This is a genomic window from Desulfoscipio sp. XC116 (assembly GCF_039851975.1).
GTDB lineage: Bacteria > Bacillota > Desulfotomaculia > Desulfotomaculales > Desulfallaceae > Sporotomaculum.
Window position 1 is genome coordinate 428,747 of record NZ_CP156660.1, and the last position, 24,177, is coordinate 452,923.

23 protein-coding genes are annotated in these 24,177 nt (G+C 49.3%); 16 read left to right on the top strand and 7 right to left on the bottom strand.

Annotated features, from left to right (window positions below):
• Positions 1-141 precede the first annotated feature (141 nt).
• From ABDB91_RS02125 to ABDB91_RS02180, 12 genes are all read left to right on the top strand, one after another.
• Positions 142-1,617, top strand: a complete 1,476-nt coding sequence (locus ABDB91_RS02125) for a sodium-dependent transporter (protein WP_347489969.1) — start codon at positions 142-144, stop codon at positions 1,615-1,617.
• 535 nt (positions 1,618-2,152) lie between these two features.
• Positions 2,153-2,467, top strand: coding sequence for a (2Fe-2S)-binding protein (locus ABDB91_RS02130; RefSeq protein WP_347489970.1), 315 nt, complete (start codon positions 2,153-2,155; stop codon positions 2,465-2,467).
• Entirely contained in the window at positions 2,454-3,530 is a 1,077-nt protein-coding gene (locus ABDB91_RS02135; RefSeq protein ID WP_347489972.1) for an NAD(P)/FAD-dependent oxidoreductase, read from the top strand. Before ABDB91_RS02130 ends, ABDB91_RS02135 begins: the two co-directional genes overlap by 14 nt.
• A 15-nt stretch (positions 3,531-3,545) precedes the next feature.
• Entirely contained in the window at positions 3,546-4,034 is a 489-nt protein-coding gene (locus ABDB91_RS02140) for a 4Fe-4S binding protein (protein ID WP_347489974.1), read from the top strand.
• Positions 4,035-4,038: 4 nt separating this feature from the next.
• Entirely contained in the window at positions 4,039-4,314 is a 276-nt protein-coding gene (locus ABDB91_RS02145; protein ID WP_347489975.1) for a (2Fe-2S)-binding protein, read from the top strand.
• Positions 4,307-5,461: an FAD-binding oxidoreductase gene (locus tag ABDB91_RS02150; RefSeq protein WP_347489976.1), complete on the top strand. Its 1,155-nt coding sequence runs from the start codon at positions 4,307-4,309 to the stop codon at positions 5,459-5,461. Before ABDB91_RS02145 ends, ABDB91_RS02150 begins: the two co-directional genes overlap by 8 nt.
• Positions 5,462-5,673: 212 nt before the next feature.
• Entirely contained in the window at positions 5,674-6,957 is a 1,284-nt protein-coding gene (locus tag ABDB91_RS02155) for a Glu/Leu/Phe/Val dehydrogenase (RefSeq protein ID WP_347489977.1), read from the top strand.
• Between the two features lie 33 nt (positions 6,958-6,990).
• On the top strand, positions 6,991-8,118 hold the full coding sequence (locus ABDB91_RS02160) for a 2-oxoacid:acceptor oxidoreductase subunit alpha (protein ID WP_347489978.1): 1,128 nt from the start codon (positions 6,991-6,993) through the stop codon (positions 8,116-8,118).
• Between the two features lie 140 nt (positions 8,119-8,258).
• Complete coding sequence (locus ABDB91_RS02165) at positions 8,259-9,077, top strand: thiamine pyrophosphate-dependent enzyme (protein WP_347489979.1); 819 nt, start codon at positions 8,259-8,261, stop codon at positions 9,075-9,077.
• Between the two features lie 16 nt (positions 9,078-9,093).
• Complete coding sequence (locus tag ABDB91_RS02170) at positions 9,094-9,621, top strand: 2-oxoacid:acceptor oxidoreductase family protein (RefSeq protein WP_347489980.1); 528 nt, start codon at positions 9,094-9,096, stop codon at positions 9,619-9,621.
• A 21-nt stretch (positions 9,622-9,642) separates the two neighbouring features.
• Positions 9,643-9,891: a 4Fe-4S dicluster domain-containing protein gene (locus tag ABDB91_RS02175; protein WP_347489981.1), complete on the top strand. Its 249-nt coding sequence runs from the start codon at positions 9,643-9,645 to the stop codon at positions 9,889-9,891.
• Positions 9,882-11,066, top strand: a complete 1,185-nt coding sequence (locus ABDB91_RS02180; RefSeq protein ID WP_347489982.1) for a pyridoxal phosphate-dependent aminotransferase — start codon at positions 9,882-9,884, stop codon at positions 11,064-11,066. Before ABDB91_RS02175 ends, ABDB91_RS02180 begins: the two co-directional genes overlap by 10 nt.
• An 89-nt stretch (positions 11,067-11,155) precedes the next feature.
• Here ABDB91_RS02180 and ABDB91_RS02185 read toward each other — a convergent pair whose 3' ends face one another.
• From ABDB91_RS02185 to ABDB91_RS02215, 7 genes are all read right to left on the bottom strand, one after another.
• Positions 11,156-11,932 carry an enoyl-CoA hydratase-related protein gene (locus ABDB91_RS02185; RefSeq protein ID WP_347489983.1) on the bottom strand — a complete coding sequence of 259 codons (777 nt, stop codon included), beginning with the start codon at positions 11,930-11,932 and terminating at the stop codon, positions 11,156-11,158.
• 304 nt (positions 11,933-12,236) lie between these two features.
• Entirely contained in the window at positions 12,237-12,851 is a 615-nt protein-coding gene (locus ABDB91_RS02190; RefSeq protein ID WP_347489984.1) for a TetR/AcrR family transcriptional regulator, read from the bottom strand.
• Positions 12,852-13,104: 253 nt separating this feature from the next.
• A complete protein-coding gene (locus tag ABDB91_RS02195) occupies positions 13,105-14,859 on the bottom strand; it encodes an acyl-CoA dehydrogenase family protein (RefSeq protein WP_347489985.1) in 1,755 nt (584 codons plus the stop codon).
• A 39-nt stretch (positions 14,860-14,898) separates the two neighbouring features.
• Positions 14,899-16,077, bottom strand: a complete 1,179-nt coding sequence (locus tag ABDB91_RS02200; RefSeq protein WP_347489986.1) for an acetyl-CoA C-acyltransferase — start codon at positions 16,075-16,077, stop codon at positions 14,899-14,901.
• Positions 16,078-16,090: 13 nt separating this feature from the next.
• Positions 16,091-18,514 carry a 3-hydroxyacyl-CoA dehydrogenase NAD-binding domain-containing protein gene (locus ABDB91_RS02205; protein ID WP_347489987.1) on the bottom strand — a complete coding sequence of 808 codons (2,424 nt, stop codon included), beginning with the start codon at positions 18,512-18,514 and terminating at the stop codon, positions 16,091-16,093.
• Between the two features lie 404 nt (positions 18,515-18,918).
• On the bottom strand, positions 18,919-19,212 hold the full coding sequence (locus ABDB91_RS02210; RefSeq protein WP_347489988.1) for an EscU/YscU/HrcU family type III secretion system export apparatus switch protein: 294 nt from the start codon (positions 19,210-19,212) through the stop codon (positions 18,919-18,921).
• A 4-nt stretch (positions 19,213-19,216) separates the two neighbouring features.
• Positions 19,217-19,774: a hypothetical protein gene (locus tag ABDB91_RS02215; protein WP_347489989.1), complete on the bottom strand. Its 558-nt coding sequence runs from the start codon at positions 19,772-19,774 to the stop codon at positions 19,217-19,219.
• Positions 19,775-20,031: 257 nt separating this feature from the next.
• Between ABDB91_RS02215 and ABDB91_RS02220 the strand changes: the two genes are divergently transcribed.
• The 4 genes from ABDB91_RS02220 (at position 20,032) to ABDB91_RS02235 (ending at position 24,155) form a co-directional block, all read left to right on the top strand.
• Positions 20,032-20,691, top strand: a complete 660-nt coding sequence (locus ABDB91_RS02220) for a LysE family transporter (protein WP_347489991.1) — start codon at positions 20,032-20,034, stop codon at positions 20,689-20,691.
• A gap of 79 nt (positions 20,692-20,770) precedes the next feature.
• Positions 20,771-22,177: an AmmeMemoRadiSam system protein A gene (gene amrA / locus ABDB91_RS02225; RefSeq protein ID WP_347489992.1), complete on the top strand. Its 1,407-nt coding sequence runs from the start codon at positions 20,771-20,773 to the stop codon at positions 22,175-22,177.
• A gap of 56 nt (positions 22,178-22,233) precedes the next feature.
• Positions 22,234-23,220: an AmmeMemoRadiSam system radical SAM enzyme gene (gene amrS, locus ABDB91_RS02230; RefSeq protein ID WP_347491504.1), complete on the top strand. Its 987-nt coding sequence runs from the start codon at positions 22,234-22,236 to the stop codon at positions 23,218-23,220.
• 182 nt (positions 23,221-23,402) lie between these two features.
• Positions 23,403-24,155, top strand: a complete 753-nt coding sequence (locus tag ABDB91_RS02235; protein ID WP_347489993.1) for a Sir2 family NAD-dependent protein deacetylase — start codon at positions 23,403-23,405, stop codon at positions 24,153-24,155.
• Positions 24,156-24,177: the final 22 nt, after the last annotated feature.

The following is a 24,177-nucleotide window of genomic DNA, read 5'->3' on the forward strand; positions in this document are numbered from 1 at the left end:
GTATGATTAACATTAATCAGGAGGGAAGTGTATAAAAAATAGGCGGATAGATGTGAAAGAAGAGAGAGGTGATGGTTTTCAAAATAACTAAGCAGGAAAGATTTATTTGGTAATCTTAATTTCGCATTTAGGGGGAGCTATATGTTAGGAGAACAACGTGAAGAATGGAGCAGCCGGGTTAGTTATATCTTAGCGGCTATGAGTATGGCTGTCGGCACCGGTAATATATGGCGTTTTCCAAGAATGGTTGCGGAAAATGGCGGGGGTTCGTTTTTAATTGGCTGGGCTATTTTCCTGTTTTTGTGGTCTTTCCCTTTAGTTATGCTGGAAATGGCCATGGGACGAAAAACAAGAATGGGTACCCTGGGTTCTTTTAGAGAATTTATCGGTCAAAAATACACCTGGATGGGTGCGGTCATTGCCTGGGTTACTATATCCATCACCTTTTACTATTCGGTACTGGTAGGTTGGACTTACAAATACGCCGTGCTGGCACTGAGCGGTACTTTTAACAATAAGGGGTTGGATACCAACCTTCTTTATAAAACTTTCACCGCCGATGCTACACAAACAATTACTTTCCATTTCCTGGCCATTGTTAGCACTGGAATAATTGTCTACTTTGGTGTAAAAAAGGGTATTGAAAGAGCTAGTTCAATATTGTTGCCTGCTCTGATTATTTTATTGATTGTTGCAGTGGTTAAATCGCTAAGCCTGGAAGGTGCCATGGGCGGTGTAGCTTATATGTTTACACCCGACTGGTCTTATTTAACCAAGGCCAATACCTGGCTGGAGGCGCTTTCTCAATCAGCCTGGTCCGTGGGAGCCGGCTGGGGTCTTTATGCCACTTATGCAATATATACCAGGGAAAAAGAAGATATAGCCCAAAACACGTTTACAGCCGGTTTTGGCAACAATAGCGTTGAGCTATTGGCCGGTCTGGCCATTATACCGGCGGTATTTGCGCTGGCACCTTCCCCGGAATATATGCATGAAGCGATGAGTTCCGGTAACTACGGTTTAACATTTGTTTATATGGCTCAATTGTTTACGCAAATGACCGGCGGTTTATTCATGAGCATTATATTCTTTGTGGCTCTCGCTTTTGCTGCCGTAACTACTTTGATAGCCATGGTGGAACTTGTTACCAGAATCCTGATGGATTTTGGTATAGAGCGGCGCAAGGCTATTGTTTGGGTGGTTGCTGTATGCTTTGTAATGGGTATTCCCTCGGCAATAAGCATTGACTTTTTAGGTAACCAGGATTGGGTCTGGGGTATCGGCCTATTGGTAGGATGCATGTTCTATGCCATAGCCGCCGCGAAATATGGCATAGAAAAGATAGCCAAAGAGGAAATTGATGCGGTTAGCGATATAAAAGTAGCCAAATACTGGATGTTCACTATTAAATATTGTGTTCCTGTAATATTTGTGGCGTTTTTGAGTTGGTGGGCTTACCAATCAATTATATGGTATCCGGATACCTGGTGGAACCCCAAGGAAATATTTGGTTTGGGAACCATTGTGGTGCAGGTTGCTTTTGCGGTATTGGTAACCCGTGCTTTGAACAATTGGTTTAATAAAAAAATTAAAAGCCCGTCGGATGTTTTGAAATAGACAGTGCCCAATTAAGGGGGAAGTTGTAATGGAAAAAGAGTTTACCGCCGTAACCATAACAATGATGGTTGTGGTGCTGAGTACATTCTTTGGTGGCTTTTTGTATTTCATCTCCAAGGCGTTAAGGAATAAGTAGCATACAATTAATGTTGCCCGGATCTTACAAAATAAAATAATAATTAGAAATATTTATTGGCAGAAGGAAACGGGAAGAAAATAACGAATCATACTACAGTAAACCACCGGTCTGGCCAATAAATATTTTTTTAACATATCTGGTCTCAGTTGGTCATACCAATTGCAGATTTGTTGTTTAGACATTCATGCTGTTTGCATGGCACCTAGAGGATGAAAATTAGCTTAGTTTGTTATGGCGAGTAGCGAAGTGGTCTGGGGCAATCCCATGTTGGAGTGTTTACGCAGCTTGGGATTGCTTCGCTTGCGCCCGCGCTCGCAATGACAGTTGAAAAGCATACCGGAAAAGCAGCTTGAGCTTTTTCAGGATGGTATGGTACATAAAAGAGGGGGGTAAAAATTGAGAATTGAGCAGCACCCTATCTTGGATTTTGAAAAGGGTAAAAAAGTCAAGTTTCTTTTTGACGGCAAAGAAATGGAAGGATATGAGGGAGAGCCTATAGCTGCCGCTCTGCATGCAGCGGGGGTCAGGGTTTTAAGTCATAGTCATAAAAAGAACCGCCCCAGGGGCTTTTATTGCGCTATTGGCAACTGCTCATCATGCTTGATGACTGTTGATGGCACACCCAATGTGCGCGTATGTGTAGAAAAGCTTAAAGAAGGCATGCGCGTGGAAACGCAAAAGGGGAGAGGTGAGTTAATTGCTAAAGACTGATATAGTTGTTATCGGCGCGGGACCGGCAGGCCTAAACGCGGCTATCAGCGCGGCTTCCATGGGAGCTAAGGTAGTAATTGTCGAGCGGGATGATTTTGTAGGCGGCCAATTAGTGAAGCAAACTCACAAATTTTTTGGTTCCAAGGAACAATATGCATCCATACGCGGTATTGATATAGCCCAAATTCTTTATGAACAAATTAAGGGGCTTAATAACATTACTGTGCAATTAGGCGCAACTGTTTTAGGATATTTTGAAGATAACGCCATTATGGTCGAGGATAAGCACGGTGTTACCACTATCAAAGCAGACAGATATATCATTGCTACCGGGGCGGCCGAAAAAGTGCTTCCCTTCCCGAACAATGATTTGCCCGGCATATACGGAGCCGGTGCGGTGCAAACATTAACCAATGTGCATGGTGTGTTGCCCGGTCAAAGAGTGCTTATGGTGGGGTCCGGAAACATTGGTTTGATAGTTAGTTACCAGCTGATGCAGGCGGGCGTTAAAGTAGTTGGTATCGTGGAGGCGGCTCCCAATATAGGCGGCTATCTTGTGCACGCCGCTAAAATCAGAAGAGCCGGTGTGCCTATTTATACTTCCCATACTATTAAAGAAGCGTATGGTGCCGATGCCGTCAAGGGTGCCGTTATCTGGCGGTTGGACGAAAACTGGCAGCCGGTTGAAGGCTCGGAAAAGGATATTAAAGCTGATGTTATTTGCGTTGCGGTAGGCTTAACTCCGCTGACGGAACTGCTCTGGCAGGCCGGCTGCAAAATGAAGTTTATACCCCAACTGGGGGGACATGTACCGGTCAGGGATGATAATTTAATGACCGACAATCCCGGTATATACGTAGCCGGTGATGTAAGCGGCGTGGAGGAAGCCAGTGCCGCTATGGTGGAAGGAAAGCTCGCCGGTCTCACGGCCGCACATAGCCTTGGCTATGCCAAAGATAACTATGACGAACTGCGTGACGCGGCTGTAAAGCAACTGGCCGGTCTGCGTTCCGGTCCTGCCGGAGAGAAAATACGCAGTGGTATAAAAATGTTGGTTGGTTAGAAAGAGGGGGGCAGCATGCTTATTAAAACAGGTGTACCGACAGCGGAAGATATCAGCGCGGTTACCCCGTCCCAACAAAGATTGGCAAAGGGACCGGTGGCCATGATTGAATGTTTTCAAAAAATTCCTTGCAACCCGTGTTATTTATCCTGCCGGCAGGGAGCAATACAGGAATTTGCCGATATCAACGACCTTCCCCGGATAGATGAGAGTAAGTGTAACGGGTGTGGTATTTGCGTGGCTAATTGTCCGGGGCTGGCCATTTTTGTGGTGGATTATACCTACTCGGATGACGAGGGTTTAGTTAAAATTCCATATGAATACCTGCCCGTTCCCGGGGTGGACAGCGAGGTAACGGCCTTGGACCGGGAAGGGAAGGCGGTGGGTGCGGCACGGGTGGTTAAAGTACAGCGCATTAAAGGGCAAGAACGCACACCGGTTATCTGGCTGGCCGTGCCTAAGGAACTGGTAATGTCCGTTAGAAATATTAGGGTTGGGGGTTAGATCGATGCCTGATAAAACTATCGTCTGTCGTTGTGAAGACCTGAGCCTGCAAGAGATCAGGGATTTAATAGATAAAGGTTATAAAACTATTGATGAGCTTAAAAGAATAAGTCGTTGCGGCATGGGTCCATGCCAAGGCAGAAACTGCCGGCAAATAGTAGCCCAGGAGATTGCCAAGGCAACCGGACAAAAGTTGGAGGACGTACAAATGCCTAAATTCCGGCCGCCGGTAAAGCCTGTGGAGCTAGGTAAGCTGTTGGGTGGTGAAGAGGATGCGTAAGTCGGCTAATGTTGTTGTTATTGGCGGCGGTATCCACGGGTGTTCCATAGCTTATAACCTGGCAAAAAAAGGTTTTAAAGATGTGGTGCTGCTGGAAAAAAATCATCTGGCCAGTTGCGGTACGGGCCGTTCGGCAGCCGGTATCCGGCACCAATTCGGCACCGAAATCAACATTCGCCTGGCTGCCACCAGTGTTAAGATGATGGAAAATCTGGCGGAAGAACTGGATTATCCCCGGGGCATAGACCTCATGCAGGGCGGTTATATGATGCTGGCTTATACGGAAAGCCAGTTGGAACAGTTCCGAGAGAACGCGGAGATGCAAAATTCGTTAATGAATGCCGGAACCCGGATTTTAACCGTGGCTGAAGCGGCGGAGATTGTTAAGGGACTGAATACGGAAGGTCTTCTAGGCGCCTCATTTAATAAAAGAGACGGTCACATTGACCCGTTTCATGCCACCCAGGCTTATGCCGATGCAGCCAAACGATTGGGCGTGGAAATATACACCAGAACTGAAGTGGTGGATATAAAAACCGGCGGCGGTAAGGTTACCGGAGTAGTCACCGACCAGGGTGATGTGATTGATACCGGGGTCGTTGTTAATGCAGCCGGGCCTTATGGCGCTATAGTAGGTAAAATGGTGGGCCTTGACATACCGCTTTATCCGGAAAGGCACCATATAGCGGTCACAGAGCCGTTGGAAATGTTTTTACCCTGTATGGTCATCTCTTTTACCCACGGCACGTATTTTAAACAAACTCCCCACGGCAGCTTACTGTTGGGTGTAGGGGATCCCGAACACGAGGTTAAAGATTTCAATTATGAATCCACCTGGCAATTCCTCAAGGATGTAGCTCAAAAAAATATTTATCACTTGCCCATATTAAAGAAAGTTAAAGTGGTGCGGACGTGGGCCGGCCTTTATGATATGACACCGGATTCCCAGGCTATTTTAGGGAAAACCGATGTTGGCGGATTCTTCCTTGATATAGGATGGAGCGGTCACGGCCTGCAGCTGGGGCCGGTAGTAGGTAAAATAATGGCGCAGGTAATTGCCGGTGAAACACCGGATATTGATATAACAGTAATGAGTTTGGATAGGTTTAGAACCGGAAAATTGATTCCGGAACCGGCTTGTGTCTAAAAGTATCCTTGTTTTATACCGATAACCATGGAAACTTTTGGCACAAGTAAGATTAATCCGGGTATTATGGCAGCCGTTATTCTTAACGATTAATATGTAGAGGGATTATACCCCGGATAATAAAAAATTAAATAATGCCTGTCTCTCCCGTGGTGGGGGGGTATAATTTGCTAATGTTATGCAAAGTGGTTGGGTAAGGGGGCCTGACCACTTTGCAAATTAATATGATGGGGGTCGCTGCTGAAATGAAAGAAACGGCATGGGAAATAGCGCTCATACAACTGGCCGAGGCTGCCAAAATTGCCGGCTTAAGCCGGGAAACGACGGAAATGCTTAGCGAGCCGCAAAGGGTACTTATTGTTAATTTCCCTGTCAGATTGGAGAACGGGTCAACCAAGTTTTTTACCGGTTATCGGATACACCACAATCATGCTTTGGGGCAGATACAGGGCGGTACTCGTTTTAGCCCCGATGAGACATTGGAAGATGTTAAGGCGCTGGCGCTGTGGATGACGGTAAAGAATTCCCTTAACGGCATTCCGGCGGGTGGCGGTAAAGGCGGTGTTCAATGCGACCCCGGCACACTTACACGCCAAGAGTTGGAACGGGTATGCCGGGCTTACATCAGGGCTATTGCTCCCCTAATCGGCCCCGGCGTTGATTTTCCGGGTGCTGATATAGGTACCGGCCCGGATACGCAAAGTTGGATGCTTGACGAGTGGGAGCAAATTCATTCTTTGCGGCATGAGCCTTCGGCTATTAGCGGTAAATCTATTGCACTGGGCGGTTCACAGGGTAGATCCGCGGCCACGGGATTGGGCGTTGGCCTGGCCGTTCGGGAAACCTGCCGTCATACCGGCCGGGATATTAAAAAATTAAGTGTAGCTATTCAGGGATATGGCAAAGTAGGCTCTTGGTCCGCCCGTACGCTGGAGAGTTTCGAGGCTAAAATTGTGGCGGTAAGTGACGTTCATGGCGCGATTTACCGGGAAGAAGGATTTAGTGCGGCAGAACTGGATGCGTATATTAAACAAAATAATACACTGGCCGGCATACCCGGCTCAACTGTTATTAATAATGAAGAGCTTCTGACCTGCCCGTGCGATGTGTTGGTTCCCGCCGCCGTTCAAGGAGTTATTACAGATAATATTGCAATGGATGTAAAGGCCCAAATAATTGTTGAGGGAGCCAACGGGCCGACTACTCCCAGCGCTGAAAAAATTCTTGAAAAACGCGGTGTGCTGGTAGTGCCGGATATACTTGCCAATGGCGGGGGCACGGTAATTGCCTACCTGGAACGGGTTCAAGGTATTTACGGATACTACTGGGTGGAAAGTGAAGTGCACCAAAAGTTTGATAACTTATTTACAGAAACCTTTAAAGTTGTTTATGAAACATCCCGGCAAAAAGGCATTAGCATGCGTATGGCGGCATGGGTAAGAGCCTTGCGCAGGGTAGAGGAAGCTATGATAGCCCGAGGCTGGACTCAAGCTTAATACTTTCTCTTAATAAAGAAATGGGGGATAATCGTGCAAACAAAACTGTTACAGGGCAACCAGGCCATGGCGGAAGCGGCTATATACGCAGGCGCCAGATTTTACGCAGGGTACCCGATAACACCATCCTCCGAAATTGCGGAGGAAAGCGCCAGACTGCTTCCTAAAGTAGGCGGCGTCTATGTACAGATGGAGGATGAGATAGGCAGCATCGGTGCCATTGTCGGCGCATCGCTGGCCGGCGCCAAATCCTATACTGCCACCAGCGGTCCCGGATTTTCGCTGATGCAGGAAAACCTGGGCATGGCGGTAATGGGTGAGGTTCCTTGTGTTATAATCAACGTGCAGCGCTCGGGGCCGAGCACCGGTTTGGCTACCAAACCTTCCCAGTCCGATATTATGCAGGCCAGATGGGGGCGGCACGGTGACCAAAGCATCATTGCACTGTCGCCGGCAACGGTGCAGGAATGTTTTACCGTAACGGTAAAAGCTTTTAACTTTGCCGAAAAATATCGGGTACCGGTGATACTTAACGCCGATGAAATAGTTGCCCACATGCGGGAGAATTTTACCATGCCGGCCCCGGGCGAGATTGAAGTGTGGGACAGAAAATCACCCGCGGCAGCACCGGATCAATATAGACCTTTTGAGCCGGATGACGATGGTATTGCTCCGCTGGCGGCTTACGGCAGTGATTATGTATACCATGTTACCAGTTCCATGCATGGTTATGAAGGTTACAGCAATAACAATCCGGCCACGGCTGCCTGGAAAATAGCACATTTACATCAGAAGCTGGAACGTTATCGCGATGAAATAGTGATGACCAAGTCTTTCGATACGGATGATGCCGATATTCTGCTGATAACCTGCGGTTCCACTACCAGGGCGGCTCGTGAGGCGGCACTTGCCTTGCGCAGGCAAGGTGTGAAGGCAGGTGTGCTGCAGCTAATTACGGTATGGCCTTTTGCTGATGAACAGGTCAAGTCGCTGGGCAGAAACGCCAAAACAGTTGTGGTGCCCGAGATGAACTATAGCGGTCAATTAGCCGGTGAAATTCAAAGGATACTGGGTCCCGACAAAGATATCAGGCGGGTTAATAAATATAACGGGCAGATAATTACTCCACAGGATATTCTGACGGCAATTAAACCTGACTAACTTGGCGTAAGTCTCCCACTTCTATAAGCGGAAGTACAATGCCGACTAAGTCATGCATTCCGCAGTTCTAAAATTAAGGGGAGTTGAATGCCCCCCTTAATCGAGGACTTGCTTTAATAGTAACTTAGGAGGGGTTATTCGTGTCACATGCTACGGGCATAAAGTATTTAAAAAAGGATTGCTTGCCACTGATGTGGTGTTCAGGCTGCGGTCACGGCACGGTACTGGGTGCTATGCTGCGTGCTTTTGAGGAACTTGGCTATGAGAATAATAATACCGTGGTAGTAACCGGTATTGGTTGTTGGGGGAAGGCGGATGATTACCTCTTGACCAATGCCCTCCATGTAACCCATGGCCGCGCACTGGCCTTTGCCACGGGGGTTAAAGCATATAATCCCAAACTGAATGTTGTGGTTCTGATGGGTGACGGTGACGGCGTTACCATAGGAGGCAACCACTTTATCCATGCTGCGCGGAGAAATATTGACGTAACAGCTATAATTGTAAACAACCTGAATTATGGCATGACCGGCGGACAATGTTCAGGTACTACACCCGCGGGCAGTTATACCAGCACGACTCTTTATGGCAACCCGGAACGGGAAATAGATGTCTGTGCACTGGCTGAAGCAGCCGGGGCCAATTACGTGGCCAGAGGTACGGTTTATCACGGTATGCAGTTAAAAAATCATATAAAAGAAGCTCTAAATAAAAAAGGCTTTTCCTTAGTTGAAGTGGTAGGTCCCTGCCCAACCCAATTCGGCAAAAAGAATCAAATGAAAAAGCCGGTGGATATGCTAAGGTGGCTTAAAGAAAAAGGTGTAAGCAAAGAGAAATATAACAAATTGGACAACCCGCAAGGTGAAGGATATTTTGTGATCGGTAAACTGGTAGATAAAGACGCTCCCGATTTTAATACCCGGTATGACGAAATCAGAGCCAGAGCAATGGGTTTATAAGGGAAGGTGAAAAGCATTGAAGGGTAAATTTGAAATCATCATGGCCGGTTCCGGTGGTCAGGGGCTGGTATCTTGCGGCATAGTACTGGCTGAGGCGGCTATTATAGAAGGACAAAACGCGGTGCAAACCCAATCGTACGGCATAGCCAGCCGGGGTGGCTTCTCTAAATCAGAAGTCATTATCAGTCAAGATGAAATTATTTTTCAGCAAGTACAAGAACCGGACGTGATACTCGCCCTCACTGAGCAGGCTATGGAAATGTATGCCGGTAAGCAAAACAATATACCGGTATTTTATGATTCCACTCTTTTGAAAGCCCGCGAGGGAGAGAACTTGTTTGGTTTTCCTTTTACCGAATTGGCCAACAAGCTGGGACATGTAGGTACGGCCAATACCATAGCGCTGGGTGCCATGGCCGCTAAAACCGGCATGGTCAAAGTGGAAAGCCTGGTTCAAGTGCTAAAGAATAGATTTTCCGGTAAAGTGGCCGACATGAATGTAAATGCACTTTCCAAGGGTGTTGAGCTGGTAAAAAACAGTTAATTGCTCAGCTAGGGGGATAATATGAAAAAGAATGATAAATATATAGTGGAAGTTAACACCGCCGTATGTAAAGGGTGCGGTTATTGCAAAGAAGTTTGTGTACAGAAGGTATTTGAAACCTCGGAGAAATTTAATACTCTGGGGTATCTACCCAATGTGGCGGCACATGTAGATAAGTGTATCGGTTGTCTCAGGTGCCTCTATGTATGCCCTGATTTTGCAATCATCATTAACGAAATAGCAAATGAAGGTGAGCCGGCATGTCAATAAGTATTAAAATGATGGATGAATTGTCCAAGCCTTCCTGGCTGCGAAAAATGTTTGAGGAGGGCGAACGGTTAAAGGCTATTCACGGGGAAGATAAAGTATATAACTTTACCATAGGTAATCCGGGTGTGGAGCCTCCCCCGGTTTTTCACGAGGAGCTTAAGAAAATTGCGCTGAATCCCGCTCCCGGCATGCACCGTTATATGACCAACGCGGGCTATCCTGAAACAAGACAGGCGATAGCCGATGTGCTGGAAGAAGCTTCAGGCCTGCCCGTGCGTCCCAAGCATATTGTGATGACCTGCGGTGCCGGGGGCGCGTTAAATATTTTGCTTAAAACAATAATAGATCCCGGTGATGAAGTTATTGTATTGGTGCCTTATTTCCCCTTGTACAGGGCGTATATTGACAACTACGACGGAGTTATCAAAAAGGTCAACACCAAGCCGGATTTCCAGCCCGACCTGGCTTTGCTTGAGGCGGCCATTTCGCCCAGGACCAAGGCTATAATTATTAACTCGCCCAATAACCCGACCGGTGCCGTTTATCCGGCGTCTTGCCTTGAACAATTGAACAAATTATTAAGGGACAAGGAAAAAGAATTTAACACCGGTATATATCTAATTTCGGATGAACCCTACGCCAAGCTGGTTTACGACGATGTACAGGTGCCCAATGTTTTTAAGTTTATAGAGAATAGTTTTTTGGTAACCTCTCATAGTAAGGATCTGGCGCTGCCCGGTGAACGTATCGGCTATGTGGCCATGCATCCCGGAATACAAGAAGCCGATTTGCTTTTTAAAGGGCTGAACTTTAGCATGCGGGCTTTGGGTTTTGTCAACGCCCCGGCCCTGATGCAAAGATTAATAACCAATTTACAGCGTGAAGAGGCGGATATAGAAGGATACCTGGAAAAACGCAATATTCTATATAACCATCTTACCGAGTTGGGCTTTGAAGTGGTTAAACCGGACGGTACATTTTACCTTTTCCCGAAGTCTCCGCTGCCCGATGATGTGGAATTTATAAACAGGGCCGTAAAGTACAACATTTTAGTCGTCCCGGGGGTGGATTTTGATATGCCCGGTTACTTTAGATTGTCCTTTAGCGTGGACAGAGATACGGTGGTCAATTCACTGCCGGCTTTTACCAAGTTAGCCAGGGAGTTGCAGCTTTAAATAAAATTGTTTAAATAAAATTGAAATTAGCCGTTTATACACAGCCGGGTCTGCTAGGATTTAATTAGCAGGCCCGGCTGTCTTTATGTTTATCTCAATTTCCACTGGGGTTTTCTTTTCTCTAAAAATGCATTTACACCTTCACCGGCGTCCTCGGTTGAACACAAAATGGCGAAATGGTTATTAACTAATTCAAAAGCTTTATCGTATTCCAAATCGCACATTTTATAAAAGGACTTTTTACCCGATTGAACAGCCAGCGGGCTTTTGGCGGCAATCTTTTGGGCCAGTTTCATTGTTTCTTCGTCCAGTTTGTCCTTGGGAACAACCTTGTTGACCAGACCGATCCTTTCCGCTTCCGCAGCGTCTATAATGTCTCCGGTTAATAACATTTCCAGTGCTTTTTTCTTGCCTACATGACGGGAAAGGGGTACAGCCGGCCCCATGCAAAACAAGCCTACATTCACTGCTGTAGTGCCAAAACGGGCCCCTTCGGCCGCCACAGCCAAGTCGGCGGACGCTACTATGCCGGTTCCATTGGCGATAGCCATATCTTGCACGGAGGCAATCACCGGCTTGCCCATCTTCGCAATGGTCAGGCTCATTCTTTCCATTAACGCAACCCAGTTAAACTGTTCCAGGGTATTTTTGCCGCTCATTTCATTAACGTCAATGCCTGCGCAAAATGCTTTTCCATTGCTTTTAATAATTACAACTCTGGTTTCCGCGTCTTGCTCCAGCTCATCCAGCGCTTCATTCAGTTCCCGGGCCAGATCGGTAGTAAAAGTATTTAAACTGTCCGGGCGGTTTAATGTTATTACACCTATGTGTTCAATTTTTTCAACTAACACATTTTCATAAGCCATTTTTAATTGCCTCCCCATAAAATTAAATTAAGTGCGTGAAAAGTACACCTTTTCTATATTTACTGTATGTTCAGATAAATATCCTTCAACGAAAATAAAAAAAGTTAACGGTACAATATGAGTCGGAGGTCGACTCCGGCAGCGGGGAAGTGGTTTTCCGATGTAATGCACGGCTTGAAAAGACGTTCTAAAGATTAAGATCGGCGGATCCTAAGATCAACGAATCCCTCTAAGGTTTAAGGTTGTCTTAAATTACTCAAAAAAAAACCGGGAGATAAACTCCGGTTTTCATATGGCAAAGTTTCTATATGGCAAAAGGTTCAATTTTGCCGTCTTTGGCCAGGGCGCGGGCCAGCAGGTAATACACCGGCTCGATCTGGTTGGTGAGATTGTAATGATGGCTGGACATTACCCAGGAGGTAGCTACTTCATCCATGGTGCCGAAGATCATCTGCCGGGCGAGCTTACGGTTAATGTCCTGTCTGAATGCATTGCTTTCCACACCTGCGGAGATTATTTCTTCAATGATGTTAAAATAGAGCTTTAGAGGACCTGCAATGCCTTCGCGGATACTCGTTTCCGATTGGCGCAACTGGATTTGTAAAACCAGGGCCAGATTACGGTCGGATTCCAACCGGTTAAAATGAAGGTAGATAAGTCTGGCCAGCTTTGTGAACGGGTTCTTTAAATCCTTTAATTCATGCCGGGCGCCGGCGGTAAAATCACCCATTTTAACCTTGAACAAAGAGATCAACAAGTCTTCTTTATTCTTAAAGTATAAGTAAATAGTACCGTCCGCCACCCCGGCTTCTTTGGCGATTTTGGACACCTGGGAGTTGTGGTAGCCATTTTCCGCAATAACCTTGACGGCTGCTTCTATGATGGCGTAATATTTTTCTCCGGTGCGTTTGGCGGCCATGCGCCACCTCCTCCCACTTTTTTTAAGCTGACTGACTTGCGTAAATCTCCCGCTTCTGTAAGTGGGAATATAACGCCAACTAAGTCATGTATTTTGCGGCTCTAAAATTCATGGGGAGTTAAATCTTCTCCTGAATTTTAGGAACTTGCTTTAAAAGTTTAAAAGCGCCGACCGGGAATTCATAAAAGCAAGCTTTTAAGAATTCCCGATAAACAACCATGTGGTTATAGGTGGCGCTTGGAGGGGTTACTGGTTAAATAACATACTTGCCGGCATCCAATACCTTGGCGGCAATTTTTTGTTTAACGACGATTACGTTGACCGGTGTGTACTTGGCCAGACGCTTGGCAATACTCAGGTTGGTGCGCAGCATATCGCCGCCGTCAAACATATATGCCAGTGCCTGTTTGGCCCAGGCATCCAATTTGGGGAAGGAATCATATACATAGGCCAGCGCCAGTTCACCTTTAGTTTCGGCATTTTCCGGATCATTATCCAACGCCTTTTTAGCCCGCAGCACGGCGCTTTCCATGGCGTAAATTTCAATGGCCATGTTCGCCATAATTTCGATAATTTCCTGTTCTTTGACGATCTTTTGCATGTATTTCTGAGCTGCGGTACCGCCGACCATCAGGAACAGTTTCTTGGCCCGGTTGATAATATCCAATTCCATCTCCAAGGGGGCCTCGTCTCCGGTGGGTGTCTTAGCCCTTAATGAAGTAACCTCTGAAGCCAGGGCCTGAGCGGCCTGGAGCAACGGCAGCTGGCCCTTCATGCCGCGGCGCAGCAGCGTAGCGGGGATGATCAGGCGGTTTACTTCGTTGGTGCCTTCAAAGATACGGTTGATCCGGGCATCGCGATAGAAACGCTCGGCCGGGAATTCCTGTGTATAACCGTAGCCGCCGTGGATTTGCACGGTTTCATCGACCACGTAATCAAGGGTTTCTGAAGCATGTACTTTGGCAATGGAGCATTCAACGGCATAGTCCTCAATAGCGGCGCCGATTTCCTTGCCGTCGGTTTTTTCCTCCAGGGCTTCTTCAATATCACCTACCAGGCGGTAAACCAAGCTCTCCGAAGCATAGATTTTAGCGGCCATTTGAGCCAGCTTGTTCTTAATCATACCAAATTTGGCAATGGGCATGCCAAACTGCTGGCGCTCCAAAGCATACTTGGCGGCTATGGACAGGGAGGCTTTGGCGGAGCCTACGCCGCCGGCACCCAGTTTATAACGGCCGATGTTCAGTATGTTAAAGGCAATAACGTGCCCTTTGCCGATTTCGCCCAGCACGTTTTCCACGGGTATTTGAGCGTCTTCAAAAACCAGTGAGCAGGTGGAGGAACCTTTGATGCCCAGCTTCTTCTCTTCCGCGCCAATAGAGAAACCGGGGGTGCCCTTATCCACTATAAAGGCGGTAAATTTATCGCCGTCAATTTTGGCGTAGGTAACAAATACATCGGCAAATCCGGCGTTGGTAATGAAAATCTTTTCGCCGTTGACAATGTAGTATTTGCCGTCCGCACTGAGTACTGCCTTGGCGCGGGCACCCAGCGCATCGGAGCCGGCCATGGGCTCGGTCAGGGCATAGGCGGCTACCTTTTCGCCGGTAGCCAGACCGGGCAGGTATTTCTTCTTCTGCTCTTCGTTGCCGAATAGCACGATGGGCAGTGACCCGATACCGGTATGGGCACCGTGGCTGACGGCGAAGGAACCGCCGGCGGATACGTTTTCGGTGATGATGGCGGCGGCAATTTTGCCCATTTCTCCGCCTTCGTATTCTTCCGGAATGTCGGCGGACAGCAAGCCCAGCTCGCCGGCTTTTTCCAGTATGGAGCGCATTAAACCTTCTTTTTGGTGGTCCAATTCTTCTATATTGGGCAGTATTTCATTTTGCACGAAATCGGCCACGGTATCGGCGATCATTTTATGCTCGTCGGAAAAATCTTCCGGAGTAAAAACCTGATTAGGGTCGACATCTTCCAGCAAAAACATAGATCCCTTTTGCATTTTGGCTACCCCTTTCTCATTTTGATTGTTTTTTATTAATTAGTCAACTATTTCAAATACGGCTGCCGCACCCATGCCGCCGCCGATGCACATGCTGACTACGCCATAATGCGCGCTTTGCCGTTTCATTTCATACAACAATTGAGTGGTAAGCTTGGAACCTGTGCAGCCCAGCGGGTGGCCGAGAGCAACGGCGCCGCCGTTAAAGTTTACCTTGCCGGCATCCAGCTCCAATACTTTGATGCAGGCCAGTGCCTGAACGGCAAACGCTTCATTAAGTTCAAATACGTCTACCTGGTCCTTGGTGATGCCGGCCAGCTTCAGTGCCTTGGGAATGGCCACGCTGGGGCCCATACCCATGATCTCCGGCGGGCAGCCGCCAACGGCGTAGGAACGGAACACGGCCATGGGTTTTAAGCCAAGAGACGCGGCTTTTTCCCGGCTCATAATCATCACGGCGGCAGAGCCGTCACTGGTCTGCGAGCTGTTGCCCGCGGTTACCGAACCGCCGGCTTTGAATACGGGACGCAGCTTGCCTAGAATCTCCATGGTGGTGCCGGGCCGGACACCTTCATCGGTATCAAAGATAAAGGATTTTTCAACCAGCTTGCCCTTGGAGCGGGTTTTATTGGTTACGGTAAGGGGCACGATCTGTTCTTTAAAGCGGCCTTCCTTGATGGCACTAGCCGCCTTGGCATGACTGCCCACGGAAAACTCGTCTTGTTCCTGTCTGGAAATTCCGTACATATCCGCTACGTTTTCAGCGGTTAAACCCATACCCATGTAAGCTTCGGGACAAATGCCCATCAGATCCGGATCAGGCATGCATATATTGCCGCCCATGGGTACCAGGCTCATGCTTTCCACGCCGCCGCACAGGTATACATCGGCAAAGCCGGCCATTACCCGGGTAGCGCCGATAGCGATGGATTCCAGGCCGGAAGAGCAGAAGCGGTTTACCGTGGCGCCGGCCACAGTATTGGGCAGGCCGGCCTTCAGCACCAGCATGCGGCCTACGTTCATGCCCTGCTCGGCTTCCGGAAAGGAGCAGCCGAAAATAACGTCATCTATCTCAGCGGGGTCAAGGCCGGGTGTCCTGGCCATCAATTCCTTGATTACCGTGGTAGCCATGTATTCCGGGCGGGTTTTTTTCAATATGCCCCGGGGCGCCTTACCAACTGCGGTACGTACTGCGCTGACAATTACAGCTTCTCGCATTATTCCTACCCCCCTAATTCCTCAGTGGTTTATTGAACTTCAGCATGTATCTCATCCGGTCGAGAGTCTTGGGTTCACCCAGCAGGCTTAAAAAGGCTTCCCGCTCAAGATCCAGCAGGTCCTGCTCGGTAACTGCGGTGCCCGGTGTTACGCCTCCGCCGGTGACGATGTAAGCAACTTTCTTGGCGATCTTGGCATCATGCTCGCTGATCTGTTTACCCCAGACCAGGGTTTGAATACCCAATTCAATGGCTGCGTAACCGGAATCGCCTACGGCCTGCATTTTCTTGGGCTGCAGCGGGGTAAATCCACCGGCGGCCATTTCCAGCACCAGGCGCTTGGCATCGCCGATAATCCGGTCACGGTTGGGGCTGACCCGGTCGGTGGGCCGCATGTACCCGTACTTGATGGCCTCGTAACCGCTGGTGGCTACCTTGGCCATGGCGATGTTTTCAAAAGCCCGGTTAATCATAGGCTGCGTAGTATTTGTGCCGCCCACTTTAACCGCGCTGACAGGAGTCATTAATTCCGCGGCGCGAAAGGCCAGTTCTTTGCAGCCGCCGCCGCCCGGTACCAGGCCTACGCCTACTTCCACCAGGCCCATGTAAGTTTCGCCGGCCGCGTTAACTTTGTGGGCGTGCAGGCAAACTTCACAGCCGCCGCCCACGGTCATGCTGTGCGGCGCCGCCACTACGGGTTTTTTGCAGTACTTGAGGCGCATGTTGGCTTTCTGGAATTCATCCACCATGATGTCCAGTTCGTCAAACTCATCATCCTCGGCTTCCATCAGTATCAGGAACAGGTTGGCGCCCACCGAGAAGTGCTGCCCGTAATTGCCGATAACCATGCCTTCGTAATTTTGTTCCACTTCTTTAACGGCAAAGTTCATTAGGTTGCCGATATCGTCCCCGATAGAATTGGCTTTACTGTGGAATTCCAGGCATACTACGCCATCACCGATGTCAATCAGGCTGGCGCCGCTGTTGGATTTAATAACCTTATTTTGCTCTTTGAGCGGGGCCAGGAAAATAACCCCTTCGGGAATGCGTTCTTGCGCGGATTCTTTGGTATCTTGGTTGAAATAATAACGGCAGCCGTCTTTTTTCTCATAGAAGCTGGTGCGTCCGGAGGCCAGCAAATCTTCCACCACTTTGGGCACGGTACCGCCTTCGGCTTTAATACGGTCCGCTACGGCTTGCACGCCCAGGGCATCCCAGGTCTCAAAGGGCCCCATATCCCAGTTGAAGCCCCAGCGCATGGCATCATCAATGGATTGAATGTTGTCCGCTATTTCACCCAACAGGTCGGCGGCATAAATAATGGTATCCGCGGTTACACGCCAGGCAAATTCGGCGCCTTTGTCTTTGCCGAACAAAAGGGCTTTCATTTTCTTGGCGGGCTTGCCGGCTTGTTTGGCAGCTTCCAGGGATGCAAACTTGGGCTTTTGCTTGGGCCGGTATTCCATGGTGCTGTAGTCCAGCACCAGCACTTCGCGGCCCTTTTCAGTTTTAACCTTTTTATAAAAACCTTGCTTGGTTTTATCACCCAGCCATTTATTTTCCAACATCTTTTGGAGGAATTCAGGAGCTTCGAAGACGGCCTTTTCCTTGGGATCGGTAGCTACGTCATAAACGTTTTTAGCCACGTGCACCATAATATCAAGACCTACCATGTCCAGAGTGCGGAATGACGCACTTTTGGGACGACCGAGCACGCGGCCGGTCAGCGCGTCCACTTCTTCCACGGTAAGGCCGAAGTCCAGCATGGATTTAACTGTGGCACACATACCGTAAACACCGATACGGTTGGCAATAAAGTTGGGGGTGTCCTTGCAAATAACCACACCCTTGCCCAATACCCTTTCGCCAAAGTCTTGCATAAACTCAATGACTTCAGGCAGAGTTTCGCTGCAGGGAATGAGCTCAAGCAGCTTCATATAGCGGGGCGGGTTGAAAAAGTGTGCGCCCAGGAAATGCTGTTTAAACTCCTGTGACAGCCCTTCGCACATGCTGTTGATGGAAATACCGGAGGTGTTGGAGGCTACTATGGTTCCCGGTTTACGAATGGCTTCCACTTTTTTAAATAAGCTTTGTTTGATATCCAACCTTTCCACGACTACTTCAATAATCCAGTCGCATTCAGCCAATACACCCAGGTTGTCTTCAAAGTTGCCGGGAGTTAACAGAGCTGCGTTTTCAGGTACGTAAAACGGCGCCGGCCTGGCCTTGAGCAAGGCGGCGATAGAATTGGTGGCCAGTCGGTTCCGCACCTGCGGGCTTTCCAGGGTAAGTCCCTTTTTCTCTTCAGCGGGGGTCAGCTGGTTGGGCACGATGTCCAGCAGATAAGTGGGGATGCCCACATTGGCCAAGTGAGCGGCAATGGTTGCGCCCATTACGCCGGCCCCCAGAACTGCGGCCTTGTTGATGCTGCGCTTCATCTTCCGGTTCCTCCTTTTACTGCATTACTGCAATATTTGCTTGTTGCACTCGCACACGCGAGTTTTAGACCTGTGGAATGAATATACTTTAGAAATAATCGATGACTGAACGTTCAGTCAGTTCATTATTATTAAGATATTGCATTTTTTCATAAAAATCAATAGGTCAACTTAGCCAAGTATAACCGCTTAACATGGCTGAACAACCATTCACCAGCGAAATATAGCCATTCGAATATTGAAAACAACAATTCACGGAAATAATATAGAATTTTTGGAGATGGCGCAATTAATACTAAATTGCTGACATTAATGCGGTATTCACTACCTATATCTTCATCCTCTGATCCTCTGATGGTGCCGCGCAAGCAGTACGGGCAAGCAGCATGGATTTCTATGCTCAATTAGCCGGGCAACTTGCGGTCTACCCGGGCAACAAAAACCAGGATCTGAGCTACCACTTCGTACAATTCGGGCGGGATTTCGCTGTTCACACCCAGTTTATACAGCGTTTCGGCCAGTTTGGCATCTTCGTAAACCGGTACGCCGTGGCTTTCGGCCATATCCTTAATGGCGCGGGCCAGCTCACCCCGGCCCGCGGCTGTTACCCGGGGGACCTGATCTTGGTCGGGGTTATGGTGCAGAGCGGCAGCATAGCGGTTAGCCGGTTTTTTTTCGTCTGACTTTTTATTGTCCATTTGACTACACCTTTCGGTCCAGCAATGCGGGGGAGGCAAATCCAGTTTGGAGTTTGCGGGCTTTTTGATCCAGTATGGCACAGTGAAAGGTAATTTGCTCAAAGCCCAGTTCTCTTACCCGTTGTTTCAATTCTTCCGCATGTTCCGTTAACCGGTCGGCAATTTTTTTATTTTCGGTGTGGCAGGCTATATTTATTGTAGTATCCGTACGGCGGGTAAGCATGAAGAATAACTGTCCCAGGCTGGCGGTGGTTAGGCTAAATACGATGCCTGTCTCACTTTGGGCATGTTTATGCTTGGCGTCGCCGGGTTTGCGAAAAACAAAAAACTGGGTGTCCGGAAAAAGCTGTGTTTTGATGGGCAGGGGCAGCAGTATCGGCTCGCCGCTTTCTGTCGGGCGGTGCCGGGGATTTGCTGTTTCAGTTTCCGATGTGACATTGGCAAGCAGGTGGGGTCGCGGCATTGTTTTGTCCTGTATTTGTTCCCGGGGGGATTGTTTTTGATTTTGCTGCTCATTTAAAATAATATTAAGCAGTATTGGTACTATTCCCGTAATATACATGAGCATACTCCCCGCCTTGCCGATGAAATATATCCCTGCCTCAAACGTTTTTCCGAGCATATTTGCCGGACGTTCGGTATATTATTGTATTTCATTCAGCATGGTTCTTTTTCCTGCATTAAACGATAAAACATGTTATAAAAACTATCTGGTTCGTTCCGGCAGGTTTTGCCATTTTATTGGCGAAATAAAGAATAATGTTAAATTACATTTAATACTCTCGTTGGATCTAAACAAGTAATATGAGGGATTAAGATATGGACTTGGAAACAATCTTTGTCACGGCGCTGGCGGTTGGCTTTTCCGGCGCTATTATGCCGGGACCGCTGTTGACGGTAACCATTGGGGAATCTATCCGGCGCGGTTTTATAGCCGGACCGCTTTTAATGGTGGGGCATGCTCTGTTGGAAATTTTGTTGGTGCTCTTGTTGGTTTGGGGAGCGGCGGATTTTCTGTCGGCGGATCGGGTGCAAACTATAATTGCCGTGGTGGGAGGGCTATTTTTAATCTACATGGGCTGGACCATGTACCGGGATGCCAGGCAGGGCAGGGTCTCGTTGCAGCTGTCTCCCGGCGATGAGACGGCCGGTGGTGAGCAGCCGGCCGGCGGCCGGTTCAGGCTGCATCCGGTACCGGCGGGCATTTTGGTGAGTTTATCCAATCCTTACTGGAGTTTTTGGTGGGCTACGGTGGGGCTGACTTATATCACTATCTCCATGGCCCGGGGAACGGCCGGACTGCTGGCGTTTATGAGCGGGCACCTGTTGTCTGATTTTATCTGGTACGGGTTGGTATCGGGGACGGTGGCCGGTGGACGCCGGTTTTTGAACCAGCAGCTTTATCGCGGCGTTATAGTTGTTTGTGGAGCTTTCTTGGTGGGGCTGGGCGGTTTTTTTGTATATCGGGGCCTGGCTTAACACATAATATGGCATATGTCTCACTTTAAGGAAAGGAGTTGATTGCCCGTGGCGGCTTGGCCGTGATACGGGTATGTTTATGTCCGTTGTATTCTGTGGTATTTGTCCTCACCCGCCCGTGATGGTGCCCGAAGTAGGGCGGGGCCGGGATATTGAGGTCGCCAATACAAAAGAAGCTTTACTGGAATTGGGGCGGCGGATAAACGACAGCAATGCGGATGCACTGGTAATGATTTCCCCGCATGGCACTGTGTTTAGTGACGGCATCGGCATCAATGCGGTAAAAGAGCTTAAGGGTGACCTGGGCCGATTCGGTGCTTCCGGGGTACGCTTTACGCTGGCAAATGATTTGCAATTGGTGCGCAAAATAGAAGAAACGGCCGGTCTGAGAGGGATTACGGCAGCCGGTATAGATAATGACCTGGCGGCCCGCCTGGGTGTGTCCACTGAACTTGATCACGGTATCACGGCGCCGCTCTATTTTGTCCGTGCAGCGGGTGTGCGTATCCCTTTGGTGCATGTATCCATGAGCTTGCTGCCTTTTCACGAGCTTTATTCGTTCGGGATGGCCATGCGGGATGCCGCTGCGGCATTAGGCAGAAAAGTGGCTGTGCTGGCCAGCGGGGATCTTTCCCACCGGCTGACCCCGGATGCGCCGGCCGGCTATCACCCATCCGGGAAGGATTTTGATCAACGGTTGGCGGATCTGGTAGGGACGGCCGATGTGGAGGGTATCTGTGGGTTTGATGCCGACTTGCTGGCAGATGCCGGGGAATGCGGTCTGCGAGCTATCATAATGATGCTGGGCGTACTGGACGGGGTGGCGGTAAACAGTGAAGTACTGTCCTACGAAGGCCCGTTCGGGGTTGGTTATCTGGTAGCTGCTTTAACGCCCGGCCCGCAGGATGATCATCGCCGGTGGCTGGAAAAGTTGCGGCATACGGCACTGGCCCGGGCCGGCCAAAAAAGAGCGGCTGAAAGTTATCCCGTGCGGCTTGCCCGCGCGGTGCTGGAGCACTATTACAGTGAAAGGGATAAACCTTTTAAGCCGGCGGAGGCGCCGGATGAATTTTCCGGCCGCCGGGCCGGGGTATTCGTATCGCTTAAAAAGCACGGTCAGCTGAGAGGCTGTATCGGCACTATTGCTCCCACATATAATAATATTGTCGAAGAAATTACCGAAAACGCCATAAGCGCAGCTACCCGGGATCCCCGCTTTAATCCGGTGGAGCGCGAGGAATTGCCCGAACTGGATATCTCGGTGGATATATTGACTGAACCGGCGCCTGTGCGGAGCATGGATGACCTGGACCCCCATCAATATGGAGTTATTGTTTCCGCGGGGGGCCGGCGGGGATTACTGCTGCCTGATTTGGAGGGTATTGACACGGCAGATGAACAAGTGGCTGTCGCCAGGCAAAAAGCGGGTATCGGCCCGGGGGAAGAAGTCCGCTTGGAGCGTTTTGAGGTGGTTAGATATCGGTAGGACCGGGTAACAGTAAATGACCCTTGCAAGGAGATGGTCGGGTGCGCCGCGAGGTTATGTTTTACACCAAAGGGCCGGGGGATCAGGTTAATTGCCAGGTGTGTCCCCGGTTATGCAATATTGCTCCGGGAAAGCGGGGGTTTTGCCGGGTGCGGGAAAACGAGGGAGGCACTCTTTATGCTACAAATTACAGTGAGTGTTCTTCCTCCGCCCTGGACCCTATCGAAAAGAAGCCGCTGTATCACTTTTTCCCCGGTCACTTGATATTGTCCCTGGGCACGGTGGGCTGTAATCTGCGCTGCGGTTTCTGCCAAAACTGGCGGATTGCCCAGCAAACGCCCCGGACTGTCAGCCTGGCACCGGACCGGGCGGTGGAAATGGCTTTGCAGCAAAAAGAGCGCGGTTATCCCTGTGTGGGGCTGGCATATACCTACTCGGAACCTTTCATGTGGTATGAATATGTGTACGATACCGCCAAGCTGGCCCGTGACGCCGGACTTAAAAATGTGCTGGTAACCAATGGCTATGTTAATAAACAGCCGCTGCGGGAACTGCTTCCTTATATCGATGCCATGAACATTGATGTTAAGGCTTTTACCGATGATTTTTACCGTTCCACCTGTGCCGGTCGGCTGGATCCCGTCTTACGTACCGTGGAGTTGGTCCACGGGCATTGCCATATAGAAATTACCACTCTTTTGGTAACCGGTTTAAACGACAGCCCGGAGGAGATCAGCCGCCTGGTGGATTGGTTGTCCGGTGTGGATCCGGATATACCGCTGCATTTTTCCCGTTACTTTCCCAACTACAAGTTGGATCTGCCGCCCACTCCCGAGGAAACTTTAAGGTTGGCCGGGGACATGGCCCGGCAAAAGCTGCGCTATGTGTATATAGGCAACGCCCCTCATCTAAAGGCTTCCAGCACGATTTGTCCGGGTTGCGGCGCTGTGCTTATCAACCGGGAGGGTTATCAAACGCAGGTGGGAGAAATGACCGGCGGGGCCTGCTCCCGGTGCGGGGAAAAGATACCTCTGGTGATGTAGGATGGTATAAGGCAGGCCCCAAACAGTTTTGTTGCTTGCCATTAGCTTACGGGCTATTGTTATTAATTTCGGGTGGGACGTAAAAGCCTGTCTAAAAAGTGCATTATTCAATGCAACAGTATATCAGACGGTCTTCCCGGTGTGGTCTTTATTTTTATTTTGGGTGAAAGGGACGGTGTGCTATGCCTTTGCTGGAACAGGTGGTTAAACTGGCCGATTTGCTGCTGACCAGTAAAAAAACGGTGGTGTTGACCGGGGCCGGTATATCCACCGAAAGCGGCATTCCTGATTTTCGCAGCCCGGGCGGTCTGTGGTCCAAGGCTGACCCGATGTATGCATTTTCCGCCGACACCTTTAATTACCGACCCGCGGTTTTTTACCGGGACGGTCTGCCCCATCTGGCCTCTATTAACTCGGCCCGGCCCAATCGGGCCCATGAAGTGCTGGCGGCGCTGGAAAAGGCCGGTTTATTGGACTGCGTGATTACTCAAAATGTGGATAGCCTGCACCAGCGCGCCGGTTCCGCCGGCGTATGGGAGGTGCATGGTCATTTGCGTTCGGCAACCTGTATGCAGTGTGGCGGGCAAATAATCTGGGATTATTTATTGGATAAAGTAATGGCCGGTCAAATACCGCCGCGTTGTAATAATTGCCACGGCATTTACAAGCCGGACTGCGTGTTTTTCGGCGATCCCCTGACCGTTGATTTTATGGAAGCCACCAGGGCGGTATCCAACAGTGAATTAATGCTGGTAATAGGCTCCAGCCTTGAGGTTGAGCCGGTCAACCATTTGCCCGCGCTGGCCGGCAAGCTGGTTATTATCAACATCGGCGCCACCGCTGCGGACAGTAAGGCGAAGCTTATCATCAATCACCGGGCCGGGGAAACTATGGATATGTTGTATAAGGAATTGCTCAGGCGGCAGGTGATTTAATTGGCCGGCCAGTTAATCATCC